The organism is Streptomyces prunicolor, assembly GCF_045162825.1.
GTDB classification, from domain to species: Bacteria; Actinomycetota; Actinomycetes; order Streptomycetales; family Streptomycetaceae; genus Streptomyces; species Streptomyces prunicolor.
The window spans coordinates 9,446,649-9,468,854 of record NZ_CP108676.1 but is presented as its reverse complement, the minus strand read 5'-3'; the positions used below and the strand labels follow the sequence as shown (position 1 = coordinate 9,468,854).

The 22,206-nt window shown below is 69.8% G+C and carries 21 protein-coding genes; 1 reads left to right on the top strand and 20 read right to left on the bottom strand.

Features of this window, described 5'->3' with window-relative positions; translation table 11 throughout:
- The first annotated feature begins 63 nt into the window (after window positions 1-63).
- Window positions 64-861, top strand: a complete 798-nt coding sequence (locus tag OG588_RS42925) for a tyrosine-protein phosphatase (protein ID WP_405951972.1) — start codon at window positions 64-66, stop codon at window positions 859-861.
- Between the two features lie 27 nt (window positions 862-888).
- Here OG588_RS42925 and OG588_RS42920 read toward each other — a convergent pair whose 3' ends face one another.
- The 20 genes from OG588_RS42920 to OG588_RS42825 form a co-directional block, all read right to left on the bottom strand.
- A complete protein-coding gene (locus OG588_RS42920; protein ID WP_043671431.1) occupies window positions 889-1,014 on the bottom strand; it encodes a DUF6126 family protein in 126 nt (41 codons plus the stop codon).
- A complete protein-coding gene (locus OG588_RS42915) occupies window positions 1,011-1,661 on the bottom strand; it encodes a helix-turn-helix domain-containing protein (protein ID WP_405951971.1) in 651 nt (216 codons plus the stop codon). The genes OG588_RS42920 and OG588_RS42915 overlap by 4 nt, the downstream gene beginning before the upstream one ends.
- Before the next feature lie 96 nt (window positions 1,662-1,757).
- Entirely contained in the window at window positions 1,758-3,143 is a 1,386-nt protein-coding gene (locus OG588_RS42910) for an aspartate aminotransferase family protein (RefSeq protein WP_405951970.1), read from the bottom strand.
- Window positions 3,140-5,047, bottom strand: coding sequence for a 1-deoxy-D-xylulose-5-phosphate synthase (gene dxs, locus OG588_RS42905; RefSeq protein ID WP_405951969.1), 1,908 nt, complete (start codon window positions 5,045-5,047; stop codon window positions 3,140-3,142). The genes OG588_RS42910 and dxs overlap by 4 nt, the downstream gene beginning before the upstream one ends.
- A 27-nt stretch (window positions 5,048-5,074) precedes the next feature.
- A complete protein-coding gene (ispG, locus tag OG588_RS42900; RefSeq protein WP_405951968.1) occupies window positions 5,075-6,232 on the bottom strand; it encodes a flavodoxin-dependent (E)-4-hydroxy-3-methylbut-2-enyl-diphosphate synthase in 1,158 nt (385 codons plus the stop codon).
- Between the two features lie 4 nt (window positions 6,233-6,236).
- Entirely contained in the window at window positions 6,237-7,259 is a 1,023-nt protein-coding gene (hpnH, locus tag OG588_RS42895) for an adenosyl-hopene transferase HpnH (protein WP_033281750.1), read from the bottom strand.
- 5 nt (window positions 7,260-7,264) lie between these two features.
- On the bottom strand, window positions 7,265-7,906 hold the full coding sequence (locus OG588_RS42890; RefSeq protein ID WP_405951967.1) for a 1-hydroxy-2-methyl-2-butenyl 4-diphosphate reductase: 642 nt from the start codon (window positions 7,904-7,906) through the stop codon (window positions 7,265-7,267).
- Entirely contained in the window at window positions 7,906-9,912 is a 2,007-nt protein-coding gene (gene shc, locus OG588_RS42885) for a squalene--hopene cyclase (protein ID WP_405951966.1), read from the bottom strand. The genes OG588_RS42890 and shc overlap by 1 nt, the downstream gene beginning before the upstream one ends.
- Before the next feature lie 112 nt (window positions 9,913-10,024).
- On the bottom strand, window positions 10,025-11,155 hold the full coding sequence (locus OG588_RS42880; RefSeq protein WP_405951965.1) for a polyprenyl synthetase family protein: 1,131 nt from the start codon (window positions 11,153-11,155) through the stop codon (window positions 10,025-10,027).
- On the bottom strand, window positions 11,155-12,585 hold the full coding sequence (gene hpnE / locus OG588_RS42875) for a hydroxysqualene dehydroxylase HpnE (protein WP_405951964.1): 1,431 nt from the start codon (window positions 12,583-12,585) through the stop codon (window positions 11,155-11,157). The genes OG588_RS42880 and hpnE overlap by 1 nt, the downstream gene beginning before the upstream one ends.
- On the bottom strand, window positions 12,582-12,686 hold the full coding sequence (locus OG588_RS42870) for a DUF6380 family protein (RefSeq protein ID WP_353963782.1): 105 nt from the start codon (window positions 12,684-12,686) through the stop codon (window positions 12,582-12,584). The genes hpnE and OG588_RS42870 overlap by 4 nt, the downstream gene beginning before the upstream one ends.
- Window positions 12,687-12,721: 35 nt before the next feature.
- The gene (hpnD, locus tag OG588_RS42865; RefSeq protein ID WP_405951963.1) at window positions 12,722-13,672 is read right to left on the bottom strand and encodes a presqualene diphosphate synthase HpnD; all 951 of its coding nucleotides are present in this window, start codon (window positions 13,670-13,672) and stop codon (window positions 12,722-12,724) included.
- Window positions 13,669-14,571 carry a squalene synthase HpnC gene (gene hpnC, locus OG588_RS42860; protein WP_405951962.1) on the bottom strand — a complete coding sequence of 301 codons (903 nt, stop codon included), beginning with the start codon at window positions 14,569-14,571 and terminating at the stop codon, window positions 13,669-13,671. Before hpnC ends, hpnD begins: the two co-directional genes overlap by 4 nt.
- A 398-nt stretch (window positions 14,572-14,969) precedes the next feature.
- Window positions 14,970-15,761, bottom strand: a complete 792-nt coding sequence (locus OG588_RS42855) for an ABC transporter ATP-binding protein (protein WP_393029228.1) — start codon at window positions 15,759-15,761, stop codon at window positions 14,970-14,972.
- Window positions 15,754-16,683 (bottom strand): ABC transporter permease, encoded by a 930-nt coding sequence (locus OG588_RS42850; protein ID WP_405951961.1) that lies wholly within the window; start codon window positions 16,681-16,683, stop codon window positions 15,754-15,756. The genes OG588_RS42855 and OG588_RS42850 overlap by 8 nt, the downstream gene beginning before the upstream one ends.
- 131 nt (window positions 16,684-16,814) lie before the next feature.
- The gene (locus tag OG588_RS42845; RefSeq protein ID WP_043258397.1) at window positions 16,815-17,687 is read right to left on the bottom strand and encodes a glycosyltransferase family 2 protein; all 873 of its coding nucleotides are present in this window, start codon (window positions 17,685-17,687) and stop codon (window positions 16,815-16,817) included.
- Window positions 17,688-17,692: 5 nt separating this feature from the next.
- Window positions 17,693-18,472 carry a CDP-alcohol phosphatidyltransferase family protein gene (locus OG588_RS42840; protein WP_266864573.1) on the bottom strand — a complete coding sequence of 260 codons (780 nt, stop codon included), beginning with the start codon at window positions 18,470-18,472 and terminating at the stop codon, window positions 17,693-17,695.
- Window positions 18,450-19,511: an iron-containing alcohol dehydrogenase family protein gene (locus OG588_RS42835; protein WP_405951960.1), complete on the bottom strand. Its 1,062-nt coding sequence runs from the start codon at window positions 19,509-19,511 to the stop codon at window positions 18,450-18,452. The genes OG588_RS42840 and OG588_RS42835 overlap by 23 nt, the downstream gene beginning before the upstream one ends.
- The gene (locus OG588_RS42830; RefSeq protein ID WP_405951959.1) at window positions 19,499-20,251 is read right to left on the bottom strand and encodes a sugar phosphate nucleotidyltransferase; all 753 of its coding nucleotides are present in this window, start codon (window positions 20,249-20,251) and stop codon (window positions 19,499-19,501) included. The genes OG588_RS42835 and OG588_RS42830 overlap by 13 nt, the downstream gene beginning before the upstream one ends.
- Window positions 20,248-22,035, bottom strand: a complete 1,788-nt coding sequence (locus OG588_RS42825) for a DUF5941 domain-containing protein (RefSeq protein WP_405951958.1) — start codon at window positions 22,033-22,035, stop codon at window positions 20,248-20,250. Before OG588_RS42825 ends, OG588_RS42830 begins: the two co-directional genes overlap by 4 nt.
- Between the last annotated feature and the right edge of the window lie 171 nt (window positions 22,036-22,206).

Sequence of the window (22,206 nt, the reverse complement as noted above, 5' to 3'; positions counted from 1 at the left end):
TCGTATCGTCGGAAGCGTGCCCGCCGGTGAGCCGCGTCGTCGGGCCGAGTGGGAGGAGTCCTCGTGACGCAGCAGATTCCGTCGACCGAGCCGGAGTTGTCCGGAGTGCGCAATTTCCGGGATGTGGGCGGGCTGCCGACGGTGGACGGACGGCGGGTGCGGCACGGGGTGCTGTTCCGCAGCGGTCATCTGGCGCACGCGACCGACGAGGACGCGGCGTTCCTCACCTCCCTCGGGCTGCACACGATCTTCGACTTCCGCAACGCGTCGGACCAGAAGCTGGAGGGTCCCGACGTCGAGCTGCCCGGCGTGCGCAATGTGAATCTGCCGCTGTCCGACCCGGCGGACGGCTCCGAGTTCTGGAAGATGGTCCGCGACGGCGAGACAGACCAGCTGCGCGGGATCCTCGGCGACGGCAAGGGCGCCCACCGGATGATCACCTCGTACCGCACGATCGTCACGGAGCGCACCGCCGAGCACTCCCAGGTGCTGCACTCGCTCGCGGAGGACAGCGTTCCCGCGCTGATGCACTGCGCGGCGGGCAAGGACCGCGCGGGCCTGTCGATAGCCGTGACGCTGCTCGCCGTGGGCGTGGAGCGCGAGGCGATCGTGGCCGACTACCTGGAGTCGAACGCGAAGCACCGCCGCTACAAGGTGCGTCGCAGCGGCTCCTCCGCCTCGGCCTACTCCCCCGAGGTGATGGAGCTCCTCAGCCCCCTCTTCGACGCCCGCGCCGAGTATCTGACAGCGGCCTTCGAGACCGTCGAGGAGACCTGGGGCGGCGTGGACGCCTATCTGGAGCAGGGGTTGGGGATCACCCCGGAGACCCGGGAGCGGCTGCGCGAGCGCCTGCTCGGCTGAAACGACTGAACTGGCCGCTGCGGCGGGCTACTTGGCGCCCACGGAGAACAGCAGGTAGATGAAGGCCGCGAAGAGGTGGCCGACAGCGATGTAGATGATGAGCCGCACCCACAGGGCGCGGGGGAACTTGTCCTCGATGTTGTTGCCGCTCATGGCGTCTCTCCGGTGATCGGGCCCAGGCACAGGGTGGCCGTGGGGCTCTGCAGCAGGGTGTGGACGAACAGGACCTCGACACCGGTCTCGTCGGCGGCGGCCAGCCGGTGCGGGGTGAGCGAGTCGAAGTGCGCGCTGTCGCCCGGCGCGAGGACGTGCGCGGTGTCCCCGAGGCGTAGCCGTAGCCGGCCCTTGAGGACGTACAGCCACTCCTCGCCGGGGTGCACGCGCACGATGTCGCCCTGGGAGCCGTGCGGGATGCGCACGCGCAACGACTGCATCCCGCGGCCGTGGGCGCCGGCCTGCCAGTACGTCCAGCCGCCGGCGTAGGTCGGTTCCATGTCGGCGGCGCGTACGACGGCTTCCCGGTCGGTGACCGTCTCGCCGAGCAGATCCGAGACTGTCGTACCGTAGATACGGGCCAGCGCGAGCAGCATCGGCAGCGAGGGCTGGCGCAGCCCGGTCTCCAGCCGGGAGAGATGAGCGGGCGAGAGTCCGGCGGAGCGGGCGGCGACCTCCAGGGTGAGGGAGGCGCGGCGACGCAGGGCGCGGAGTTGGGGTGCGACGGTGGCCGGCAGGTCGTCGGCCGGTCCCATCTGTGATTCTGGCCCGGTCGGCGATTCCGGCTCGGTCTCGGAAGAACTCATACCTCCATTGAGCCGCAGACTTGCCTCTGCGGCAAATTTATTGCCCCAGAGGCAAAAGCCCACGTCGCCCGGCAGAAACCCTCTACCGGCAGCCCCCTACCGGTTGGCCACCGCCTGCTTGACGAGCGTCTTGCTGAAGTCCCACATCAGCCCGCCCCCACTGTGCGCGTCGTCCATCACGGCGGTGAAGGCGTCCACGAACCGGTCCACCTCGCGCTCGCCGATGATCAGCGGCGGGATCAGTTTGATGACCTCCAGGTGGTCGCCGGAGACCTGGGTGAGGATCCGGTGCCGCTGGAGCAGCGGTACGACCACCATCTGCGCGAACAGTCCCTTGCGCGCGGCCTGGAGCATGGCCCAACGGCTGCGCAGCTTCAGCGACTTGGGCCTGCCGAACTCGATGCCGATCATCAGGCCTCGGCCGCGCACATCGGCGAGCAGCTCGTACTTGTCGACCAGCGCGGCAAGCCGGGTCCTCAACTGGTCCCCGGTGGCACGGGCGTTGGCGACGATCTGCTCGTTCTCCATGACCGACAGCACGGCGAGACCCGCGGCCATGGCTTGCGCGTTGGACCCGAAGCTCGCCGAGTGGACCAGCACCCGGTCCATGGACGAGTAGACCTTCTTGAAGATCCAGTCCTTGCCGAGGGTCGCCCCGACCGGCACATAACCACCGGACAACGCCTTGGCCACACACACCAGGTCCGGCTCCACGCCCTCCTCGTGCTGATAGGCGTAGAAGTCACCGGTACGACCCAAACCCGTCTGCACCTCGTCGGCGATGAGCAACGCCTTGTGCTGGTGCAGGAGTTCCTGCGCGGCGCGCAGATAGCCGGGCGGCGCCTCGTGGACGCCCTTGCCCTGGATCGGTTCGACGACGAGGGCGGCGACGTCGCCCTTCTTCAACTCCCGTGCCAGCGCGTCGAGATCACCGAGCGGTACGGCCGTGTCCGGCAGCAGCGGGGCGAAGCCGTCGCGGAAGCCGTCCTCGCCGTTGACCGACAGCGAGCCGGTGGTCAGACCGTGGAAGGCGTGGTCGCAGTAGAGGACGCGCGGTTTCCCGGTGGCGTACCGGGCGAACTTGAGCGCGGTCTCGACCGCCTCCGTACCGCTGTTGCCGAAGAACACCCGGTCCAAGTGCGGGCTGTGGGTGAGGAGTTGCTCGGCGAGCAGGCCGGGCAGCGGCTGGCAGTCGAAACGGGTGAGGTCGGCGAGCTGAGCGTCGAGGACGTCGTGCACCGCCTTGCGGACGACGGGGTGGTGGCGGCCCAGGCCCATCACCCCGAACCCGGCGAGCATGTCCAGGTAGTCGTTGCCGTCCGCGTCCCAGAAGTAGGCGCCCTCGCCCCGCTCGTAGACCTTGTCGAAGCCGATGGTGTGCAGCATGCGCGGGAGCTGGTGGTTCAGGTACTTGGCGTGCAGCTCGTAGCGCTCGGCTCCGCGCTCGGCCAGCAGCGCGGTGAGGTCGAACTCCTTGGTCATTCGGGTTTCTCCTTGGCTGTGCCGGCGTTCGCGTCCTTGACCGCCAGGCTTGCGCTGATCCGTCCGGCGACCTCGACGGGTGTGAGGCCGATGTCGGCGAGCACCTCGCCACGTTTGGCGTGCGCGAGGAACTGCTCCGGGATGCCGAACCGCCGTACGGGGACGTCGACTTCGGCGTCGCCCAGGGCCAGCGCCACGGCGGCGCCGACACCCGACGCACGGCTGTTGTCCTCTACGACAGCCACCAACCGATGTTCGGCGGCGAGGCCCGGGAGTGCCGGGTCGACGGGTTTGACCCAACGGGGGTCCACGACCGTGCAGTTGATGCCCCGGGCTTCGAGGAGCTCGGCGGCCTGGAGGCAGACCGGCGCCATCACGCCCACCGCGACGAGCAGTACCTCGGGGGTCTCCGCCCCGCGGTGCAGGACGTCGAGGCCGCCCACGCGGTCGATCGCCGGGATCTCCGGCCCGACCGACTCCTTCGGGAAGCGGACCAGGGTAGGTGCGTCGTCGACGGCGACCGCTTCCCGCAGCTGGGCCCGGAGTTGGTCGGCGTCACGCGGCGCGGCGATACGAAGGCCCGGCACGACCTGGAGGATGGACATGTCCCACATGCCGTTGTGTGACGCTCCGTCAACTCCGGTCACCCCGGCGCGGTCCAGGACGAAGGTCACCCCGCAGCGGTGCAACGCCACGTCCATCAGGAGTTGGTCGAAGGCGCGGTTGAGGAAGGTGGCGTAGACGGCGACGACGGGATGCAGTCCGCCGGTCGCCAGGCCCGCCGCCGAGACGGCCGCGTGCTGCTCGGCGATGCCGACGTCCCAGACCCGGTCGGGGAACCTCGCGGCGAACTTGCCGAGGCCGACCGGGTGCAGCATGGCGGCCGTGATGGCCACGACGTCGTCCCGTTCCTCCCCGATGCGCAGGATCTCGTCGCCGAACACGCTGGTCCAGGAAGGGCCGTTGGAGGGGACGAGGGGTGCGCAGGTGAGCGGGTCCATCACGCCGACGGTGTGGAAGTGGTCCTCCTCGTGAGCCAGGGCGGGTTCGTAGCCGCGGCCCTTCTCCGTGAGGCAGTGGACGAGGACCGGGCCGTGGAAGCGTTTCGCGCGGCGCAGCGCGGACTCGACGGCGCCGATGTCGTGTCCGTCGATCGGGCCGACGTACTTGAGGCCCAGGTCCTCGAACATGCCCTGCGGGGCGAACGCGTCCTTGAAGCCCTTCTTCGCGCCGTGCAGCGACTCGTAGACGGTGTTGCCGATGACCGGGGTGCGCAGCAGGACGTTCTTGCCCCAGGCGAGGACCTTCTCGTAACTGTCGGTCGTGCGCAGGGTCGCGAGGTGGTTGGCGAGGCCGCCGATGGTGGGCGAGTAGGAGCGCTCGTTGTCGTTGACGACGATGATCAGCGGCCGGTCCTTCGCGGCGGCGATGTTGTTCAGCGCCTCCCAGGCCATGCCGCCGGTGAGCGCGCCGTCGCCGATGACCGCGACGACATGGCCCTTCTCGCCCTGCACCTGACGGGCCTTGGCGAGGCCGTCGGCCCAGCCGAGCGCGGTGGAGGCGTGGCTGTTCTCGATGACGTCGTGCTCGGACTCCTCGCGCGAGGGGTAGCCGGAGAGGCCGCCCTTGCTGCGCAGCTTCGAGAAGTCCTGACGGCCCGTCAGGATCTTGTGTACGTAGCTCTGGTGGCCGGTGTCCCAGAGGATGCGGTCGGTTGGGGACTCGAAGACCCGGTGGAGCGCGATGGTCAGTTCCACCACGCCCAGGTTGGGCCCGAGGTGTCCGCCGGTCCTGGCCACCGCATGGACCAGGAACTCCCTTATTTCTTCGGACAGTTCGCCGAGTTCCGCCTCGGACAGCGACTTCAGGTCGCGTGGTTGCCGGATGCTCTCCAGGATCGTCACGTCGGGCCCCCTTCGGTCCGTGCTGTTTCAGCTCACGGTGACGGCCGGCTCCCCCGCCGCGACGCCGTCCTGCTCCATCTGTTCGGCGATCTTCATCGCCTCCTCGATGAGGGTCTCCACGATCTTCGACTCGGGCACGGTCTTGACGACCTCGCCCTTGACGAAGATCTGCCCCTTCCCGTTGCCGGAGGCGACCCCCAGGTCGGCCTCCCGCGCCTCACCGGGTCCGTTGACGACGCAGCCCATGACCGCGACACGCAACGGGACCTCCATGCCTTCCAGGCCCGCCGTGACCTCGTCGGCGAGCTTGTAGACGTCCACCTGGGCGCGCCCGCAGGACGGGCACGACACGATCTCCAGCCGCCGGGGCTTGAGGTTCAGCGACTCCAGGATCTGGAGGCCGACCTTGACCTCCTCGACCGGCGGGGCGGACAGCGACACCCGGATCGTGTCACCGATGCCCTCGCTGAGCAGCGCCCCGAAGGCGACCGCCGACTTGATCGTGCCCTGGAAGGCGGGCCCGGCCTCGGTGACCCCGAGGTGCAGCGGATAGTCGCTCTGCGCGGCCAGCTGCCGGTAGGCGTTGACCATGATGACCGGGTCGTTGTGCTTCACCGAGATCTTGATGTCGCGGAAGCCGTGCTCCTCGAAGAGCGACGCCTCCCACAGGGCCGACTCGACGAGCGCCTCGGGCGTCGCCTTGCCGTACTTCTGGAGCAGACGGCGGTCCAGGGAACCGGCGTTGACCCCGATCCGGATCGGCGTGCCGTGGTCCTTGGCGGCCCGCGCGATCTCCTTGACCTTGTCGTCGAACTGCTTGATGTTGCCGGGATTGACGCGAACTGCCGCGCAGCCGGCCTCAATTGCGGCGAAGACGTACTTGGGCTGGAAGTGGATGTCCGCGATCACCGGGATCTGTGACTTGCGCGCGATGGTCGCCAGCGCGTCCGCGTCGTCCTGCGTGGGGCAGGCGACGCGGACGATCTGGCAGCCGGACGCGGTGAGTTCGGCGATCTGTTGCAGGGTGGCGCCGATGTCCGACGTACGGGTCGTGGTCATCGACTGGACCGAGACGGGGGCCCCGCCCCCGACCGCCACCGATCCGACCTGGATGCGTCGCGACACACGTCGCTCGGCGATCGGCCGGACCGGCATCTCGGGGACGCCCAGGGCTACGGCGGTCATGACGTCAGTCGCGGTTTCCGGCGACGGTCTCGCGCATGGCCCGCAGGGACTCCTTGAGGGAGCCCATGGTGGCGAGGACGGCGGTGGGCTCGTAGCCGCAGTGCGCCATGCAGTTGGCGCAGCGCGGGTCCTTGCCGCGGCCGTACTTGTCCCAGTCGGTGTCCTCGATCAGCTCCCGGTACGTTGGCACGTACCCGTCGCTCATCAGGTAGCAGGGGCGCTGCCAGCCGAAGAGCGAGTAGTTCGGGATCGCCCAGGCCGTGCACGGGAAGTCGACCTTGCCCTCCAGGAAGTCCAGGAAGAGCGGGGAGTGGTTGAGCCGCCACTTGCGCCGGTTGCCGCCCGCGAAGGCCTTCTTGAACAGCTCGTGGGTCTGCGCGACACCCAGGAAGTGCTCCTGGTCGGGTGCCTTCTCGTAGGCGTAGGCGGGCGAGATCATCATCTCGTCGACCTTGATGTCGTCGTTGAGGAAGTTCAGGACCTCGATGATGGTCTGCGGGGTGTCCGTGTTGAAGAACGTCGAGTTGGTGGTGACCCGGAAGCCGCGTTTCTTGGCCTCCTTCATCGCCTCCACCGCCTCGTCGAACACACCCTCCTTCGCGACGGACTCGTCGTGCCGCTCGCGCAGCCCGTCGATGTGCACCGCGAAGGCGAAGTACGGCGAGGGCGTGAACTTGTCGAGCTTCTTGCGCAGCAGCATCGCGTTGGTGCAGAGGAAGACGTACTTCTTCTTCGCCACCAACTGCCGCACGATCTCGTCGATCTGAGGGTGCATCAGGGGCTCGCCGCCCGCGATGGACACCATCGGCGCACCGGATTCGAGCACCGCCCCGACGGCCTGCGCCACCGGCATGCGCTGCTTGAGCACGCCCGCCGGGTGCTGGATCTTGCCGCAGCCCTCGCACTTCAGGTTGCACGCGAAGAGCGGTTCCAGCTCCACGATCAGGGGGAACTTGTCCCGCTTGCGGAGCTTCTGTTCAGCCAAGTATGTAGCGACCTTGATTGTCTGGCGCAGCGGCATGGCCATCTGGCTCACCTCCGAGGGAGCAGCAAAGAACGGTGCCATTCGAAAAAAGCGGGAAGAACGGAACGAAGAACGCGGAAAGCCGATATTCCACCGCGCACCGTGCCGATCCGGACGAGTTCATGTTCAGGAGCGTCCACGACCACCCGTACGGCCGCAACCGGGCGCGCGCCCGTACGCACGGCGCTCAGCAGCGTGGCCGCCGACTCCATGTCGACCGCGATTGCGCCGGTCGCGAGCAGATCCGACCGTTCCTGACCGCGGACGATGTGATCGGAGCCGGTCAGGGGGCCGGTGTGGACGGTGCGTCCGGGCAGGGCCCGCACCAGTTCCTTGACGAGCAGCTCGGTACCGACGCACGGAACGGTTCCGCGCGCCTGTCTGGTCTCCTCGGCGACCACGAGGTCACCGGGGTGCATACCGGGGGCGAGTCCGGCGCAGAAGCCCGTGGCCAGTACGGCGGCCCCGTCCAGCGCCGGGTCGGCGAGGCGCCGCGTGACGGCCTCCTCGGCCGCCTGGGGCCCCATCCCCGTCCTGAGGAAGGTGACCGGCCCGCCGGCGCCGGAGCGGTCGCCCGCGCGCAGGGCGAGGTGCTCGATGCCGAGCGCGCAGGCGATCAGCAGCGGCGGTCCGGCCGGCTGCGGGCCCATCAGCCCCCCTTGGCCGGGGAGAACGAGGTCTGGGAGAACGGTTCTCCGTGCACGAAGCGTCCGAGCGCGGTGAGCGGAAAGACCTGCCGGTAGAGGTTGTAGTTGATGGAGAAGTCCCACGGGAAGCCCGTGCCGGTGAAATACGGCTCGTCCCAGGACCCGTCCTCCCGTTGGGTCTCCGCGAGCCACTCGACGCCGCGTTCTACGGCCTTGGAGTCACGCTCCCCCGCCGCGAGCAGGGCCATCAGCGCCCAGGCCGTCTGCGAGGCGGTGGAGGCGCCCCGGCCGCTCCATTCCTTGGCGTACTTGTAGGAGCGCAGGTCCTCGCCCCAGCCGCCGTCGTCGTTCTGCACGGTCTCCAGCCAGGTGACCGCCCGCCGGATCGCCGGATGCGAGCCGGGGATCCCGGCCGCGGCGAGCGCGGGCACCACGGACCCTGTGCCGTAGACGTAGTTGACGCCCCAGCGGCCGAACCACGAGCCGTCCGGCTCCTGTTCGGCGAGCAGCCACTCGATGCCGCGCCGGGTGCGCGGGTCGTGGGCGAGGCCCTCGACGGCGAGCATCTCGACGACGTGCGCGGTGACGTCCGCCGACGGCGGGTCGATGACCTCGCCGAAGTCGCAGAACGGCAGCCGGTTGGGGAACGGGCTGGTGTTGTCGACGTCGAAGGCGCCCCAACCGCCGTTCTTGGACTGCATTCCGAGGTTCCAGCGGACCGCGCGTCCGGCGGCCCGGTCGAGGCGCTCCGGGTCGTGATGTCTGACCCGGCGCAGCGCGAGCACGACCTCGGCGGTGTCGTCGATGTCGGGGTAGTTGTCGTTGTGGAACTCGAACGCCCAGCCGCCGGGCGGCAGTTGGGGCCGCTTGACCGCCCAGTCGCCGGGGCGGACGATCTCCTCCCCGAGCATCCAGTCGGCCGCCTTGACCAGTTGGGGATGGTCGGCGGGTACACCCGCGTCGGCGAGCGCGATGGTGGCGAGGCACGTGTCCCACACCGGGGACTGGCAGGCCTCGATCATCCGGGACCCGTCCTCGCGCCAGACCGCGAACCGGTCCAGCGACTCAAGTCCCGCGCGCATCACGGGGTGTTCGAGGTCGTAGCCGAGCAGGTGCAGGGCGATCACCGAGTACACGGCCGGCGGCTGGATGCCGCCCCAGCAGCCGTCGTTCTCCTGCCGCTCGATGATCCAGCGGCCGGCCGCCTTCATCGCGGCCTTGCGCAACTTGCGCGGGGCGACCTTGCGGTAGAGGTGCAGCGCCTTGTCGAGCCGCTGGAAGGCGCCGTCCCAACTCGCCACCCGGGCAAGGGGCTTGACCGGGTTCGGGTTGTCCGCGTCGGTGTGCAGTTCGTCGAGCGGGAAGGGCGCGGGCCGTACCGGCCGCTTCGCGGAGACCACCGTCAGCGGCACGATGGTCTGCCGGGCCCAGCATCCGAAGTCGTAGATGTTGAGCGGCACCCAGGTGGGGAAGTACAGGAGTTCCGGCGGGAGTTCGGGCAGGTCGTCCCACTTCCACCAGCCGAACAGCGCGAGCCAGATCCGGGTGAAGACCCGGGCCGCGGCGATCCCGCCCCGCTCGCGGACCCACGCGGACGCCTTCGCCATGTGCGGGGCGTCCGGCGCGTCACCGGCCAGCCGGAGGGCGACGTACGCCTCGATGGTGGTGGAGAGTTCGCCCGGGCCGCCGTAGAAGCTGGCCCAGGTGCCGTCCTCGCGCTGTTCGCCGCGGATGAAGAGTGCGGCGGCCTGGGTCGTCGACTCCTCGCGGATGCCCAGGAACTGACGGAGCAGCAGATCCTCGGCGTCCATCGTGACGTTCGTCTCGAGGTCGCCCTTCCACCAGCCCTGGGCGTCCTGCTGCGAGAGGAGGAAGTCGGTGGCGCGTTGTACGGCGAGTGCGGCGGCGTCGTGCACCCCGGCCGCCACGGGGGTGTTGATGTCGGTTTCGCTGGCCGCGGCAACCCGGGGCTGCATGGCCCCGGTGCTTCCGTCGGTCGTCGCTGTCATGGCTTCCCCTTCGTGCAGTGGCATGTCTCTGCTGTGGGTCCGCCGTCGGCCGGTACTCGTATCTCCGCAGCACCGGCCGGCGACTACGCGAGGGCTATTCGACCGATAGTGATCATCTCTTTCGTACGACGACGAAGTCGGCGAGCGCCGTGAACTGCGCCCGAACCCGGTCGGGCATGTCGATGGCGTCGAGGACCTCAATGGCGATGGTGTGCTGACGGCGTGCCTCTTCGGCGGTCCACTCGCGGCCGCCTGCCTCCTCGATGAGCGCGGCGCGGGCCGCGAACTCCGCCTCGGAGAAGTTCTCGAAGTCGCTGCTCTTGGCGTCGGCGGCGAGGATCTCACCGAGCCGCTCGGAGGCGGGTCCGCCCGCCGCGAGCGCCGCCACCACGGGCAGGGACTTCTTGCGCTGGCGCAGATCGCTCCAGGTCTGCTTCCCGGTGGACTCCGGGTCGCCCCAGATGCCGAGGAGGTCGTCGACGGCCTGGAAGGCCAGGCCGAGGTGGTAGCCGTACTTCTCCAGGACGTCGGCGGTGCGGTCGTCCGCGCCGCCGAGCACGGCCCCGATGGAGCAGGCGCAGGCGAGCAGGGCGCCGGTCTTGTTGCCCTCCATCTCCAGGCACTCCTCGACGCTGACGCGGTCGCGGTGCTCGTAGGAGATGTCCTGCGCCTGGCCGTCGATGAGGGCGCGGGTCGCGGTGGTGAGGCGGCGGGTGGCGCGGCCGGCCTCGACGGTGCCGAGCTCCAGCAGCACCTCGTTGGCCAGCGCGAACAGGGCGTCGCCGACGAGGATGGCCTGGGAGGGGCCGTGCACCTTCCACACCGTGTCGCGGTGCCGGCGCTGCTCGTCGCCGTCCATCAGGTCGTCGTGCAGCAGCGAGAAATTGTGGACCAGTTCGACGGCGACGGCGCCGGGGATGCCGGTCTCGGGCGATGCGCCGGTGACCTCGGCGGAGAGCACGGCGAGCGCGGGGCGTACGGCCTTGCCGCCGTCGCCGTCCGCCGGGTTGCCCTCGGCGTCGATCCAGCCGAAGTGGTAGGCGGAGACGGTGTCCATGGGGGGAGCCAGCCGGTCCACGGCCGCCCGCAGTACCGGTGTGGCAAGGGTCCGGCCGCGCTCCAGGAGCGCGGACACGTCCACCGCGTCGGCAGCCGTCTCGGCCGGGGGCACAGTGGGCACAGTCTCTCCTCTTGTCGCGGTACCGAAGGTGCGGGGGTCGCCTGCCGCCTGCTGATCGAGCATCACGCCGCCTCCTCGAAACCGAAGAGATGACGGGGGCGGGGCCGGCCCAGGGCGGCGAGTGCGGCGTCCGCCGCGCTCACCCCACTGCGGACCGCACTCTCCATGGTCGCGGGCCACCCTGTGGCGGTCCACGCTCCGGCCAGGTACAGGCCGGGGGCTTTGGTGCGGGCGCCGGGCCGCAGCCGTCCGACGCCGGGGGCGGGAGCGAACGTCGCCGTGCGCTCCCTGGTCACGAAGAAGTCCCTCACCTCGGCGCCGCGCGCACCGGGCAGCAGCCGCTCCAGCTCGGGCAGGTAGCGCTCCCGCAGCTCGGCCACGGGCGCGTCGATCTCGTCGTGCACGGCGGACTGGGACAGCGCCAGGTACTGGCCGTCCTTCAGCCCGGACGCGTCGGTCCGGTCGAACACCCACTGCACCGGGCTGCCCAGCGCCGCGAAGAACGGCCGGGTGAGCACCTTGCGGTCGTAGACGACATGGACGTTGAGGATCGGCGAGTAGTCGATCGCCAGCAGCCGCTCAGGGTCGTCGAGGGCGCCGTCGGGCAGCAGATCGTGAGCCTCGCGCTGCGGTACGGCGAGGACGACGGTGTCGGCCTCGATGGTCTCGCCGGGAACCTGAACGGTCCAACGCCCGTTTTCGTCAGTAGAGATGGAGGTGACGCGTGTACGGACTTCGGTGCGCACGCCCGCGGAGTCGAGCGCCTTGCGGGCGAGTCGGTCGTGCAGTTCGCCCAGCGGGACGTGTGCCCAGCCGATGTCGGCCGCGCCCGGGTCGGAGAGCAGACCGGTCTTGAACACCATCGCGGCGAGAGCGAGCGAGGAGTCGCCCGCGACCGCGTTGAGGGTGGCGACCCCCACCAGGTCCCACAGTGCCTCGACGGCACGCGCCGACTGACCGTGCGCGGTCAGCCAGCTGCCGAAGTTCTGGGCGTCCAGCGCTGGGTCGGCGAGGTCGAGCGCTTTGAGCGCGAGCGCGGCACGTCCGACTTTGGCGCGCTCGGCGAGCGAGAGGTGCGGGTACGTCGCAAGGCTGCGCCCCAGATGCAGGGGCACCGGCAGCGGGTCGCGCCGCAGTCTGCCGAGCCTGCGCCCCTCGGGGCGGTTCGCGTCGAGTACGGGCACGTCGAGACGATCCTGCAGCGGAGCCAGCGCCGCGCCCTCGATGCGGTCGAGGAACCAGCGGTAGGCGGTGCAGCACCGCAGGTACACGTGCTGGCCGTTGTCGACGGTGAGGTCGCCGCGCTGGAAGGAGAAGGCGAGCCCGCCAAGGCGCGGGCGGCCTTCGAGCAACGTCACGCGGACTCCGGCGTCGGCGAGCGCGAGCGCGGTGGTGATGCCGGCAAGCCCGCCGCCGATCACGACGGCATGCCGTCCGGCCGGTCCTGTCGCCGGCTCGGCGGGCAGCCCATCGGGCCGCGTCCCGTCGCTCATCGTGCACTCCCCCCTGCGCGCCCGCCGCGGCGCTCCAACCAGCCACGGCAGACCGTTGCAGTCAGGGACGCCGCTTCGCACCGGAGGGTTGCGTGCCGCATTTCTCCGGTGCCATCGCCTTGGCCCACTTCGTCCATCAGGTGCGCCTCCTGAGGGTGCTCCGCGCGACGTGCCGGGCGTCCAGGCCGGACAGGCCGCGCACCGCGACGTAGGCCTTCTCGCGGCCGGGCAGGGAGACGCGGCCGCGCAGGACGGCCTCCGGCTCGCGCTCGATGCGGTCCAGCAGACGGCGGTAGATGCCGGCCATGGCGGCGACACAGGCGCCGCTGCGGCGGTCGAGCATGGGCAGGAGCCGGTAGCCCTCGGCGAAAAGAGTGCGGGCCCGGCGCACCTCGAAGTGCACGAGACCCGCGAAGTCGGAACCCTCCGGCGGCGTCGGCCCGTTGAACCCGGCCGAGCATCCGAATTTCGCGAGGTCGTCGGCGGGCAGATAGGTACGGCCGTCCTCGGCGTCCTCGCGGACGTCCCGCAGGATGTTGGTGAGCTGGAGCGCGAGCCCCAGCGTGTCGGCGTACTCCGAGGCGCGCTCGACTCCGCGCGCCCCCGGCTCGGTGCCGAACACGCCGAGCGAGAGCCGTCCGATCGCGCCCGCGACACACCGGCAGTAAACCTTCAGGTCGTCCCAGGTCTCGTAGGTCTCGCCCTGTACGTCCTTCAGGACGCCGTCGATCAGCTCGTCCAGGCCGTCGAGCGGGACCGGGAAGGCCTCGGCCGTGTGGGCGAGGGCGACCGCGACCGGGTCGGTGTCGTCCTCCTCGACCTTGCCTTCGCGAACCCGGGTCAGCAGCGCCCGGGTGTCCTCCAGACGCGACGACTTGACCTCGGTCGGCAGGGTGCCGTCGCCGATGTCGTCGACGCGTCGGGAGAACGCGTACAGCGCCGACATGGCGCGGCGCTTGGGCGTAGGCAGCAGTCTGATGCCGTACGCGAAGTTACGTGCCTGCTGACCGGTGACGGCCTCGCAGTAGCTGTAGGCGGCGAGTACCGGTGCGGACATGTGCGGTGCAGACTCCACGCTGCGGATCACCCCTCTCCTCGCAGAGTCACGCCCACCTCACGCAGCAACTGGATCTTGCCGGGTTTGGGCGGGCCGGGAAGTACGTCGTATTCAGCGGCGACGATCGCTCGGATCGCCGCTCTTCCCCCCGCCACGAACCCCGCGAGCAGCAGCCTCAACCTGCCGTGGACGCTACCCACCAAGGGGGCGCCTTCATTCAGGAGATCGCGGGCGCGTTCTGCTTCGTATGCAACCAGCGCGCGCACCGATGCGCCCGCGGAGGGCGTGGCGAGATCCGCTTCCTGGGCGTGAAAGCGCTTCATGTCCTGGGCGGGCAGGTAGATGCGGTCGCGGCCGAGGTCCTCGGCGACGTCCTGCAGGTGTTCGACGATCTGAAGTGCGGTACAGATCGCGTCGGAGTGCCGGACCCGCTCGGGGGTCTCGGTGCCGGTGACGCCGAGGACCAGGCGGCCGACCGGGTTCGCGGACAGTTCGCAGTAGGCGACGAGATCGTCGTAGGTCTCGTAGCGCGTGACGAGCTGGTCCTGGCGGTTCGCGGCGATCAGGCCGAGGAAGGGCTCGGGGGTCAGCGCGCACCGGCGGACGGTGGGCTGGAGGCGGCGCAGCAGCGGGTGGCTCGGGGTGCCGTCGAAGACGCGGTGCAGGTCGGCCTCGAAGGCGTCGAGGAGGAGCAGGCGGTCCTCGGCGTCCTCCGGTGACACGCCGAGGAGGCGGGCGTCGGCGCCGCCGGGGGCCAGATCGCCGTCTCCGATGTCGTCGACGAGGCGGGCGAATCCGTACACCGCCATGAGATCGGTGCGCCAGGCCTTGGGCAGGAAGAAAGGCGCCACGGGGAAGTTCTCACCCGCGGCCTTGTCCAGTGTGCCGCGCTCCGGATCACCGGTGGCGGCGGAGCCGGTTCCCGTCACCGCTCACTGCCAGGGGCGGGGACGGCGCATGCTTCGGTGAGCTGGGGAGTTTCCGTAGCCATTGCCGTCACATCTCCCGTTCTACACTGCCGACCCAATACACACTATTTCGGACACGCCGCCCAGTCGTCCGCACGGTTAAACGCAGGCCTACCCGCAGAAGGGTGTCGCGCATTATCGCCCCACTTGCCGCTATTCGGCACCGGTACAGCTTACGTTGTACAACGCAGCGCGGTTCCTCGGGGTGTCCTGCACATCACAACAACACACCGATTGGCCTCAAGATTCCTTGGGCCGGGCCGAGTTGACGTTTCCTTTGCAGACGCGGAGCCCCGCCGGAGCAGTTCCGGCGGGGCCCGGGGAAGCGTTCTGGGCTTTTGCGCCCGTAGGCGAGTGGACTACTTGCCCGTGAACTTCTCGTACTCCTTGAGGACCTCGTCGGTCGGGCCGTCCATCCGCAGTTCGCCGCGTTCCAGCCACAGCACGCGGTCGCAGGTGTCGCGGATCGACTTGTTGTTGTGACTGACGAGAAACACCGTGCCCGCGGACTTGCGCAGTTCGCGGATGCGCTCCTCGGAGCGGACCTGGAACTTGCGGTCGCCGGTGGCGAGCGCCTCGTCGATCATCAGGACGTCGTGGTCCTTGGCGGCGGCGATGGAGAAGCGCAGCCGGGCCGCCATGCCGGAGGAGTAGGTGCGCATCGGGAGGGTGATGAAGTCGCCCTTCTCGTTGATGCCGGAGAAGTCGACGATCTCCTGGTAGCGCTCCCTGACCTGCTCGCGGGACATGCCCATGGCGAGGCCGCCCAGGATGACGTTGCGCTCGCCGGTGAGGTCGTTCATCAGGGCCGCGTTCACGCCCAGCAGCGAGGGCTGGCCGTTGGTGTAGACCCGGCCCTTCTCGGCCGGGAGGAGGCCCGCGATGGCACGCAGCAGGGTCGACTTGCCGGAGCCGTTCGAGCCGATCAGACCGACGGCCTCGCCGCGGTAGGCGACGAAGGAGACGCCCTTGACGGCGTGCACCTTGCGCACCCCGCGCTCCTCGCCGCGCTTGACTATGCGGCTGAGGGCGGAGGTGGCGCTCCCCTTGCCGGTCTTGGCGCCGTGCACGCGGTAGACGATGTGCAGCTCGTCCGCGATGACGGTGGGGACCAGGTCCCTCGGGGTCTGCTCAGGGTTCTGCTCAGCCACGGCCGTACCTCTCCTCCGCCTGCCAGAAGTACACGAAGCCGCCGACGAACAGGACCACGGCCCAGAAGGCGGCGATGGCCCACACGTGCGGCGGCAGGTTCGACGCGCCGTAGCCGTCGATGAGCGCGAAGCGCATCAGGTCCATGTAGATGGCGGCCGGGTTCACCTGCAGGAAGCGGACGAACACCTCGGAGCGGCCCTCCATCATCGTGCTGATGGAGAACATGACGCCCGACGCGTACATCCAGGTGCGCAGCATGAACGGCATCAGCTGGGCGAGGTCCGGGGTCTTGGCGCCCATCCGCGCCACGATCAGCGCGAGCCCGGTGTTGAAGAGGAACTGGAGCACCAGGACCGGGAGGATCAGCAGCCAGGACAGGCTGGGGTAGCTGCCGAAGCCCACGACGATGATGAACAGCACGATCATCGAGAACAGCAGCTGCTGGAGCTGCTGGAGCGCAAAGGAGATCGGCAGCGAGGCGCGCGGGAAGTGCAGAGCGCGCACCAGGCCGAGGTTGCCGGAGATCGCGCGGACGCCCGCCATGATCGAGCTCTGCGTGAAGGTGAACACGAACACGCCCGTGACCAGGAACGGGATGTACACGTCCCGGGACATGCCCTTGCTGGCCTTCAGGATGACGCCGAAGATGAAGAAGTACACGGCCGCGTTCAACAGCGGTGTGGCCACCTGCCAGAGCTGGCCGAGCTTCGCCTGGCTGTACTGGGCCGTCAGCTTCGCCTGGGAGAAGGCCAGGATGAAGTGCCGGCGTCCCCACAACTGGCGGATGTACTCGGCGAGTCCGGGACGGGCACCGCTCACCGTCAGCCCGTACTTGGCGGACAGCTGCGCCGCCGTGAGGCCTTCGTCGGGCGACGGACGCGGGCTCACCGCGACTCCGCCGTCATGCGTTGTCTCACTCAAGGGTGGATGCCTTCATTTTCGGATTCGTCTTACGACTGTCTTGCGTTCGTCTTACGGAATTGTGCTACAGGAACTGACACGTATCCGCCGCCGGATACGTTTCGAGGGGTCGGCCGCGCGTCCCGAGCCTGTCAGATGACCGGAGGACGGCCCAGTCGCGTCAGGCGCCACACCGTACGCCACCGCATGGGCCGGCGCGGTCCGCACGGAGTGGTCCAGCCCTCCTTGAAGCCGCCGAACCAGGCTTGCAGGGCCGGGCGCGAGGGCCGGCGCAGGAGGGTGAGCAGCAGCCATACCCCGAGGTAGACCGGGACGAGGGGCGCGGGGAGGTTGCGGCGGGCCAGCCAGACCCGGTTGCGGGCGACCATGCGGTGGTAGACCGCGTGCCGCGAGGGGGCGGTCGTCGGGTGGTACAGGACCATGTCCGACCGGTAGTCGATCATCCAGCCCGCGTCCAGGGCCCGCCAGGCGAGGTCGGTCTCCTCGTGGGCGTAGAAGAACTCGTCCGGGAGTCCGCCGACCTCGGCGAAGACCTTCGTGCGCACGGCGTTGGCGCCGCCGAGGAAGGTGGTGACCCGGGAGGAGCGCATCGGGTCGGAGGCCCGCAGTCGCGGGACGTGGCGGCGCTGGGTGACACCGGTCTCCGGGTCGGCGATGCGGAAGCTGATGATGCCGAGTTCGGGGTCGGCGGCGAAGGCCTGCCGGCACAGCTCGGCGGTGTCGTGCTGGGCGAGGAGCCCGTCGTCGTCGAGGAACATCACTATGTCGACATCGCGACCGCCCGGGCCGAAGGCGTCCAGGCCGATGTTGCGGCCGCCGGGGATGCCCAGGTTCTCGGGCAGTTCGACGGTCCGGACGCCCGCGGGGACGTCCGGGACGGGCGAGCCGTTGCCGACGACGACCGCCTCGACCCGGTCGCCGTCCTGCTTGGCGACCGAGTCGAGCAACGCCCGTAGTTCATCGGGGCGGTTGCCCATGGTGATGATCACCGCGCCGACCTTCATGCCGTTCACTTCAGCCTGCTCGACGCGAGGATCGACACCAGGTGCAGCAGGGTCTGGAGCAGCGCGATGCCGGCGAGGACGGCGACGCCGAGCCGTGAGTAGAACAGGTCGCCGCGCATCTGGTCCACGATCGCCAGGACCAGGATCAGCAGGGACGCCTCGATGCCGAGGATGAGCCGGTGGAACTTGAAGGCGGCGGCGGCCCGGCGGGCCAGCGCCATCCCGGAGGACCGCATCTCGGCGGCGGACTCCTGGACCGGTGCCTTGCCGGTCTGGTGGCGGGCGACCCCGACCAGGTCGGTCTCGGCCTTGATGAGGATCGCGCCGAGCGCGGCCAGCGTCCCGAGGAAGGCCCACAGCCAGTCGATACGCCCGCTGCCGAACAGGTCGGCGGCGCGCAGCCCGAAGCCGACGAGCACGGCGGCGTCGGTGAGATAGGCGCCGACCCGGTCGAGGTAGACCCCGGCAAGGGAGTACTGCTTGCGCCAGCGGGCGATCTCGCCGTCGACGCAGTCCAGCAGCAGATACATCTGGACGCACACCACGCCGAGGACGGCGCCCGTGATCCCCGGCACCAGCAGCGCCGGGGCGGCGAGCACGCCGAAGACGGTCATCAGATAGGTGAGCTGGTTGGGCGAGACCCTGGTGTTCACCAGGTAGCGGTCCACCCGCAGGGACACCTCACGCATGTAGAGGCGTCCCATCCAGTGCTCACCGCTGCGCCGGTCCTTCACCCCTGCGGGGTGGACGACGGGACGGAGTTCAGCTACCGATGGCCTTGACATAGTCGGCGTAGATGTCCTTGATCTGGTCGGTTTTCAGGTCGAGGTGTTCGAGGATGGTGTAGCGGCCGGGGCGGGTCTCCGGAGCGAACTCCACGGCGCGGACGAACTCGTCCACGGTGAAGCCGATCTCCTCCGGCAGCACGGGCAGTCCGTGCCGACGCAGTACCTCGGCCATGTACGCCGATTCCTCGTGGGCTCCGCGCAGGTACATCGCGAAGGCCGCGCCCAGTCCGCACTGCTCGCCGTGGGCGGCCGCGCGTTTGGGGAAGAGCAGGTCGAAGGCGTGGTTGATCTCGTGGCAGGCGCCGGAGGCCGGGCGGGAGTCACCGGAGATCGACATGGCGATACCGGTGAGGACCAGTGCCTCGGCGAGCACCTGGAGGAAGGCGTTGTCGCCGACCCCACCCGGGTGCCGCAGCACGGCCTCGCCCGCCTGCCGGGCCATGGCCGCGGCGAGACCGTCGATCTTCTCGCCCTTGACGCGGTTGGCGAGCTCCCAGTCCGCGATCGCGGAGATGTTGGAGATCGCGTCCCCGATGCCCGCCCGCACGAAGCGGACCGGCGCTTCGCGGATCACGTCCAGGTCGATGACGACCGCGATCGGGTTGGGCACGCCGTAGGAGCCGCGGCCCGCGTCGTTGTCGAGGGTGGCGACCGGCGAACACAGGCCGTCGTGCGCGAGGTTCGTCGGTACGGCGACCAGGGGCAGGCCGATGCGTGCCGCGGCGAACTTGGCGCAGTCGATGATCTTGCCGCCGCCGAGGCCCACGACCGCGTCGTAGTGACCGGCCTTCATGTCGCCGGCCAGCTGGATCGCGTCGTCGAGGGTGCCGCCGCCGACCTCGTACCAGGTGGCGCCGGGCAGGCTCGGCTCCAGGCGGGCGCGCAGCCGGGCACCGGAGCCGCCGCTGACGGCGATCGCGAGCTTGCCCGAGTGCGAGATGCGTTCGTCGGCGAGGACGCCGGCCAGGTCGTCGAGGGCACCCGGGCGGATGTCCACGACGACGGGCGAGGGGATCAGCCGGGTCAGTACAGGCACGCGATCTCACGTCCCTTGGCCAGATCTTCGTGGTTGTCGATCTCGACCCACTTGACGTCGCCGATCGGGGCCACGTCGATCCGGAAGCCGCGGTTCACCAGTTCCTGGTAGCCGTGCTCGTAGAACTGCTGCGGGTCGGTCTCCCACACGGTCTTGAGCGCGTCGGCCAGCTCGGCCATGGCGTCGCCCTCGATGAGGGTGACGCCGATGTACTCGCCGGTGGCCTCGGCGGGGTCCATCAGCTTGGTGATCTTCGTCATGCCCTTGGCGGGGTCGACGACGACCTTCATCTCCTCGTCCGCGAGGGACTTGACGGTGTCCAGCGCGAGGATGATCTTCTTGCCCTCGCCACGGGCCGCGAGCAGCGTGTGCTCGACGGAGACCGGGTGGACGGTGTCGCCGTTGGCGAGGATCACGCCGTCCTTGAGGGCGTCACGTCCGCACCACAGGGAGTAGGCGTTGTTCCACTCCTCGGCCTTGTCGTTGTCGATGAGGGTGAGCTTGAGGCCGTACTTCGCCTCAAGGGCCGCCTTGCGCTCGTACACGGCTTCCTTGCGGTAGCCGACGATGATCGCGACCTCGGTCAGACCGATCTCGGCGAAGTTGCCGAGGGTGAGGTCCAGGACCGTCGGTTCGCCCTCTATGCCCGCGGGCCCCACCGGCACCAGAGCCTTGGGAAGGCTGTCGGTGTAGGGGCGCAGACGCCGTCCGGCGCCGGCCGCCAGCACGAGGCCGATCATGCGGGTTCTCCTTCATCGTGTACGGCGGGCGCCCCTGCGGACACCCAGAACCGGATGCTCTCGACGAGCACCAGCAGGGCCACGGCCACGGCGAGGACCGTGAGCGCGACCGTGAACTGCGACGCGGTGAGTACGGCGGCGAGAACGGTGACGAGCAGCGTCCGCCCCTCGTGCCCCCCGATGGCGCGCACCAGCCAGGCCGGGGACGCCCCGGCGTTGCCGCGGATGCGGTACACCGTGTCGTAGTGATGGTAGGCGACGGCGGCCACCAGGCCGAAAGCCGCCGGAAGTGCTCCGTTTACCTCCGCTTTAGCCGCGAGGATGAGGACGGTGCAGTATTCCGCCGCCCGGAAGAGCGGGGGGACCAGCCAGTCGAGGGTGCCCTTGAGGGGGCGGCCGACAGCCGCCGCGGAGAAGAGGACGTAGACGACGGCACACACGACGTTCTGCCAACCGGCACCCCAGAGAAGCGCCGAACCCGTCACCAGGACGGCACCGAGGGCGGCAGCGACGACCGCCACGCGCGCGTACGTCTTCCCCGGGCGCACCAGCAGTTCGGTCAGCGGCCCGCTGTCCGCCAGATCCGCCAGCGCCCGCGCCGCCCGGTCCGTCCGCGTCGCCTTCCGCGTCAGCGAGCGCAGCACCCGGCCCGCCGTGGTGTACGTCGCCGCGAAGGCGCAGCCGACGAGGAGGGCGTAGAAGGTGATGCGGGGGGTCGTCGCGGCCGTGAGGACGGCGATCATCGCCCATCGTTCGCCGATGGGCAGCACTATCATCCGGCGCAGCCAGACCGTCCAGCCGACGCTGTCGAGCTTGTCGGAGAGGGCGGCGGTGGGGCTGGTGTTGGCGGTGGCGTCGTGGTTGGCCTCGTTGAAGGAGAAGTCCACGACGTGCCGGCAGGTCTGCAGGATCATCGCGCCGAGCGCGAGCGCCCACACGTCGTCGCCGCCGCGGGCCGCGCCCAGCGCGAGGCCGGCGTAGTAGGCGTACTCCTTGGCGCGGTCGAAGGTGGCGTCCAGCCAGGCGCCGAGCGTGGAGTACTGGAGGGCGTAGCGGGCGATCTGTCCGTCGACGCAGTCGAGGACGAAGGAGCAGAGGAGCAGGACGCCGGCCGCGACGTATCCGGCGCGGGTGCCGGTGGCCGCGCAGCCCGCCGCGATCAGGGCGGTGAGCAGCGAGGCGGTGGTGACCTGGTTCGGGGTGAGGCCGCGGCGGGCGCACCAGCGCGCGATGTAGCGGGAGTACGGGCTGATGAAGTGGGTGGTGAAGAAGCCGTCGCGGGACTTCACGGCCGACTTCAGCCGTACGGCCTCGTCGTCGACGGCGACGACGGCCTGCCGTGCCTCGTTGCGGGCCTGCGGGTCGGTGGGGACGGTGGCGACGAGGCTGCCCAGCTCGGGGCGGTGCACGTCGCAGCCGTCGGTGTCCAGGGCGGTGACGACGCGGTCGGCGAGGTTGTCGAGGAGGGTCGTGCCGCCGCCGGCCGAGTGTTCGCGGGCGACCGCGCGGGTCAGCGCCTGGCGGCCGGCCGGCTGCGCGGTGACCGCGCCCGGTACTGCGGCGAGCGGGAAGCGGGGGTCGGTGAGGCCCAGGCGCAGGGCGTGCGGGTGGCCCACGAAGCGGGCGTCCACGACGGCGACCCGCTGGTCACCGGGGACCGCCGCGAGGAGCGTCTCCGCCTCGGTGGTGTCGGCGGCGGTCCGGACATCGAAGCCGAGCGACCGCAGATCGGTCTCGATCGACGATCCGGGGACCGGCTGACCGGTGAGGATGGCGGTCGGCAACCGAACTCACTCCCTGGGTCCGGCGCTCGGGCGCCGGTCATGTACATGGTGGTGGCGCCCTTCGGGTGGCACCCGGGCGGCATGTCGGCAGAGGCTATCGGATGCTCTCAAGCCCGTGTTCACCGGCCGTTCATGGGCTGATCAACACGGTCTGCAGGCGCCTCCGCCGAG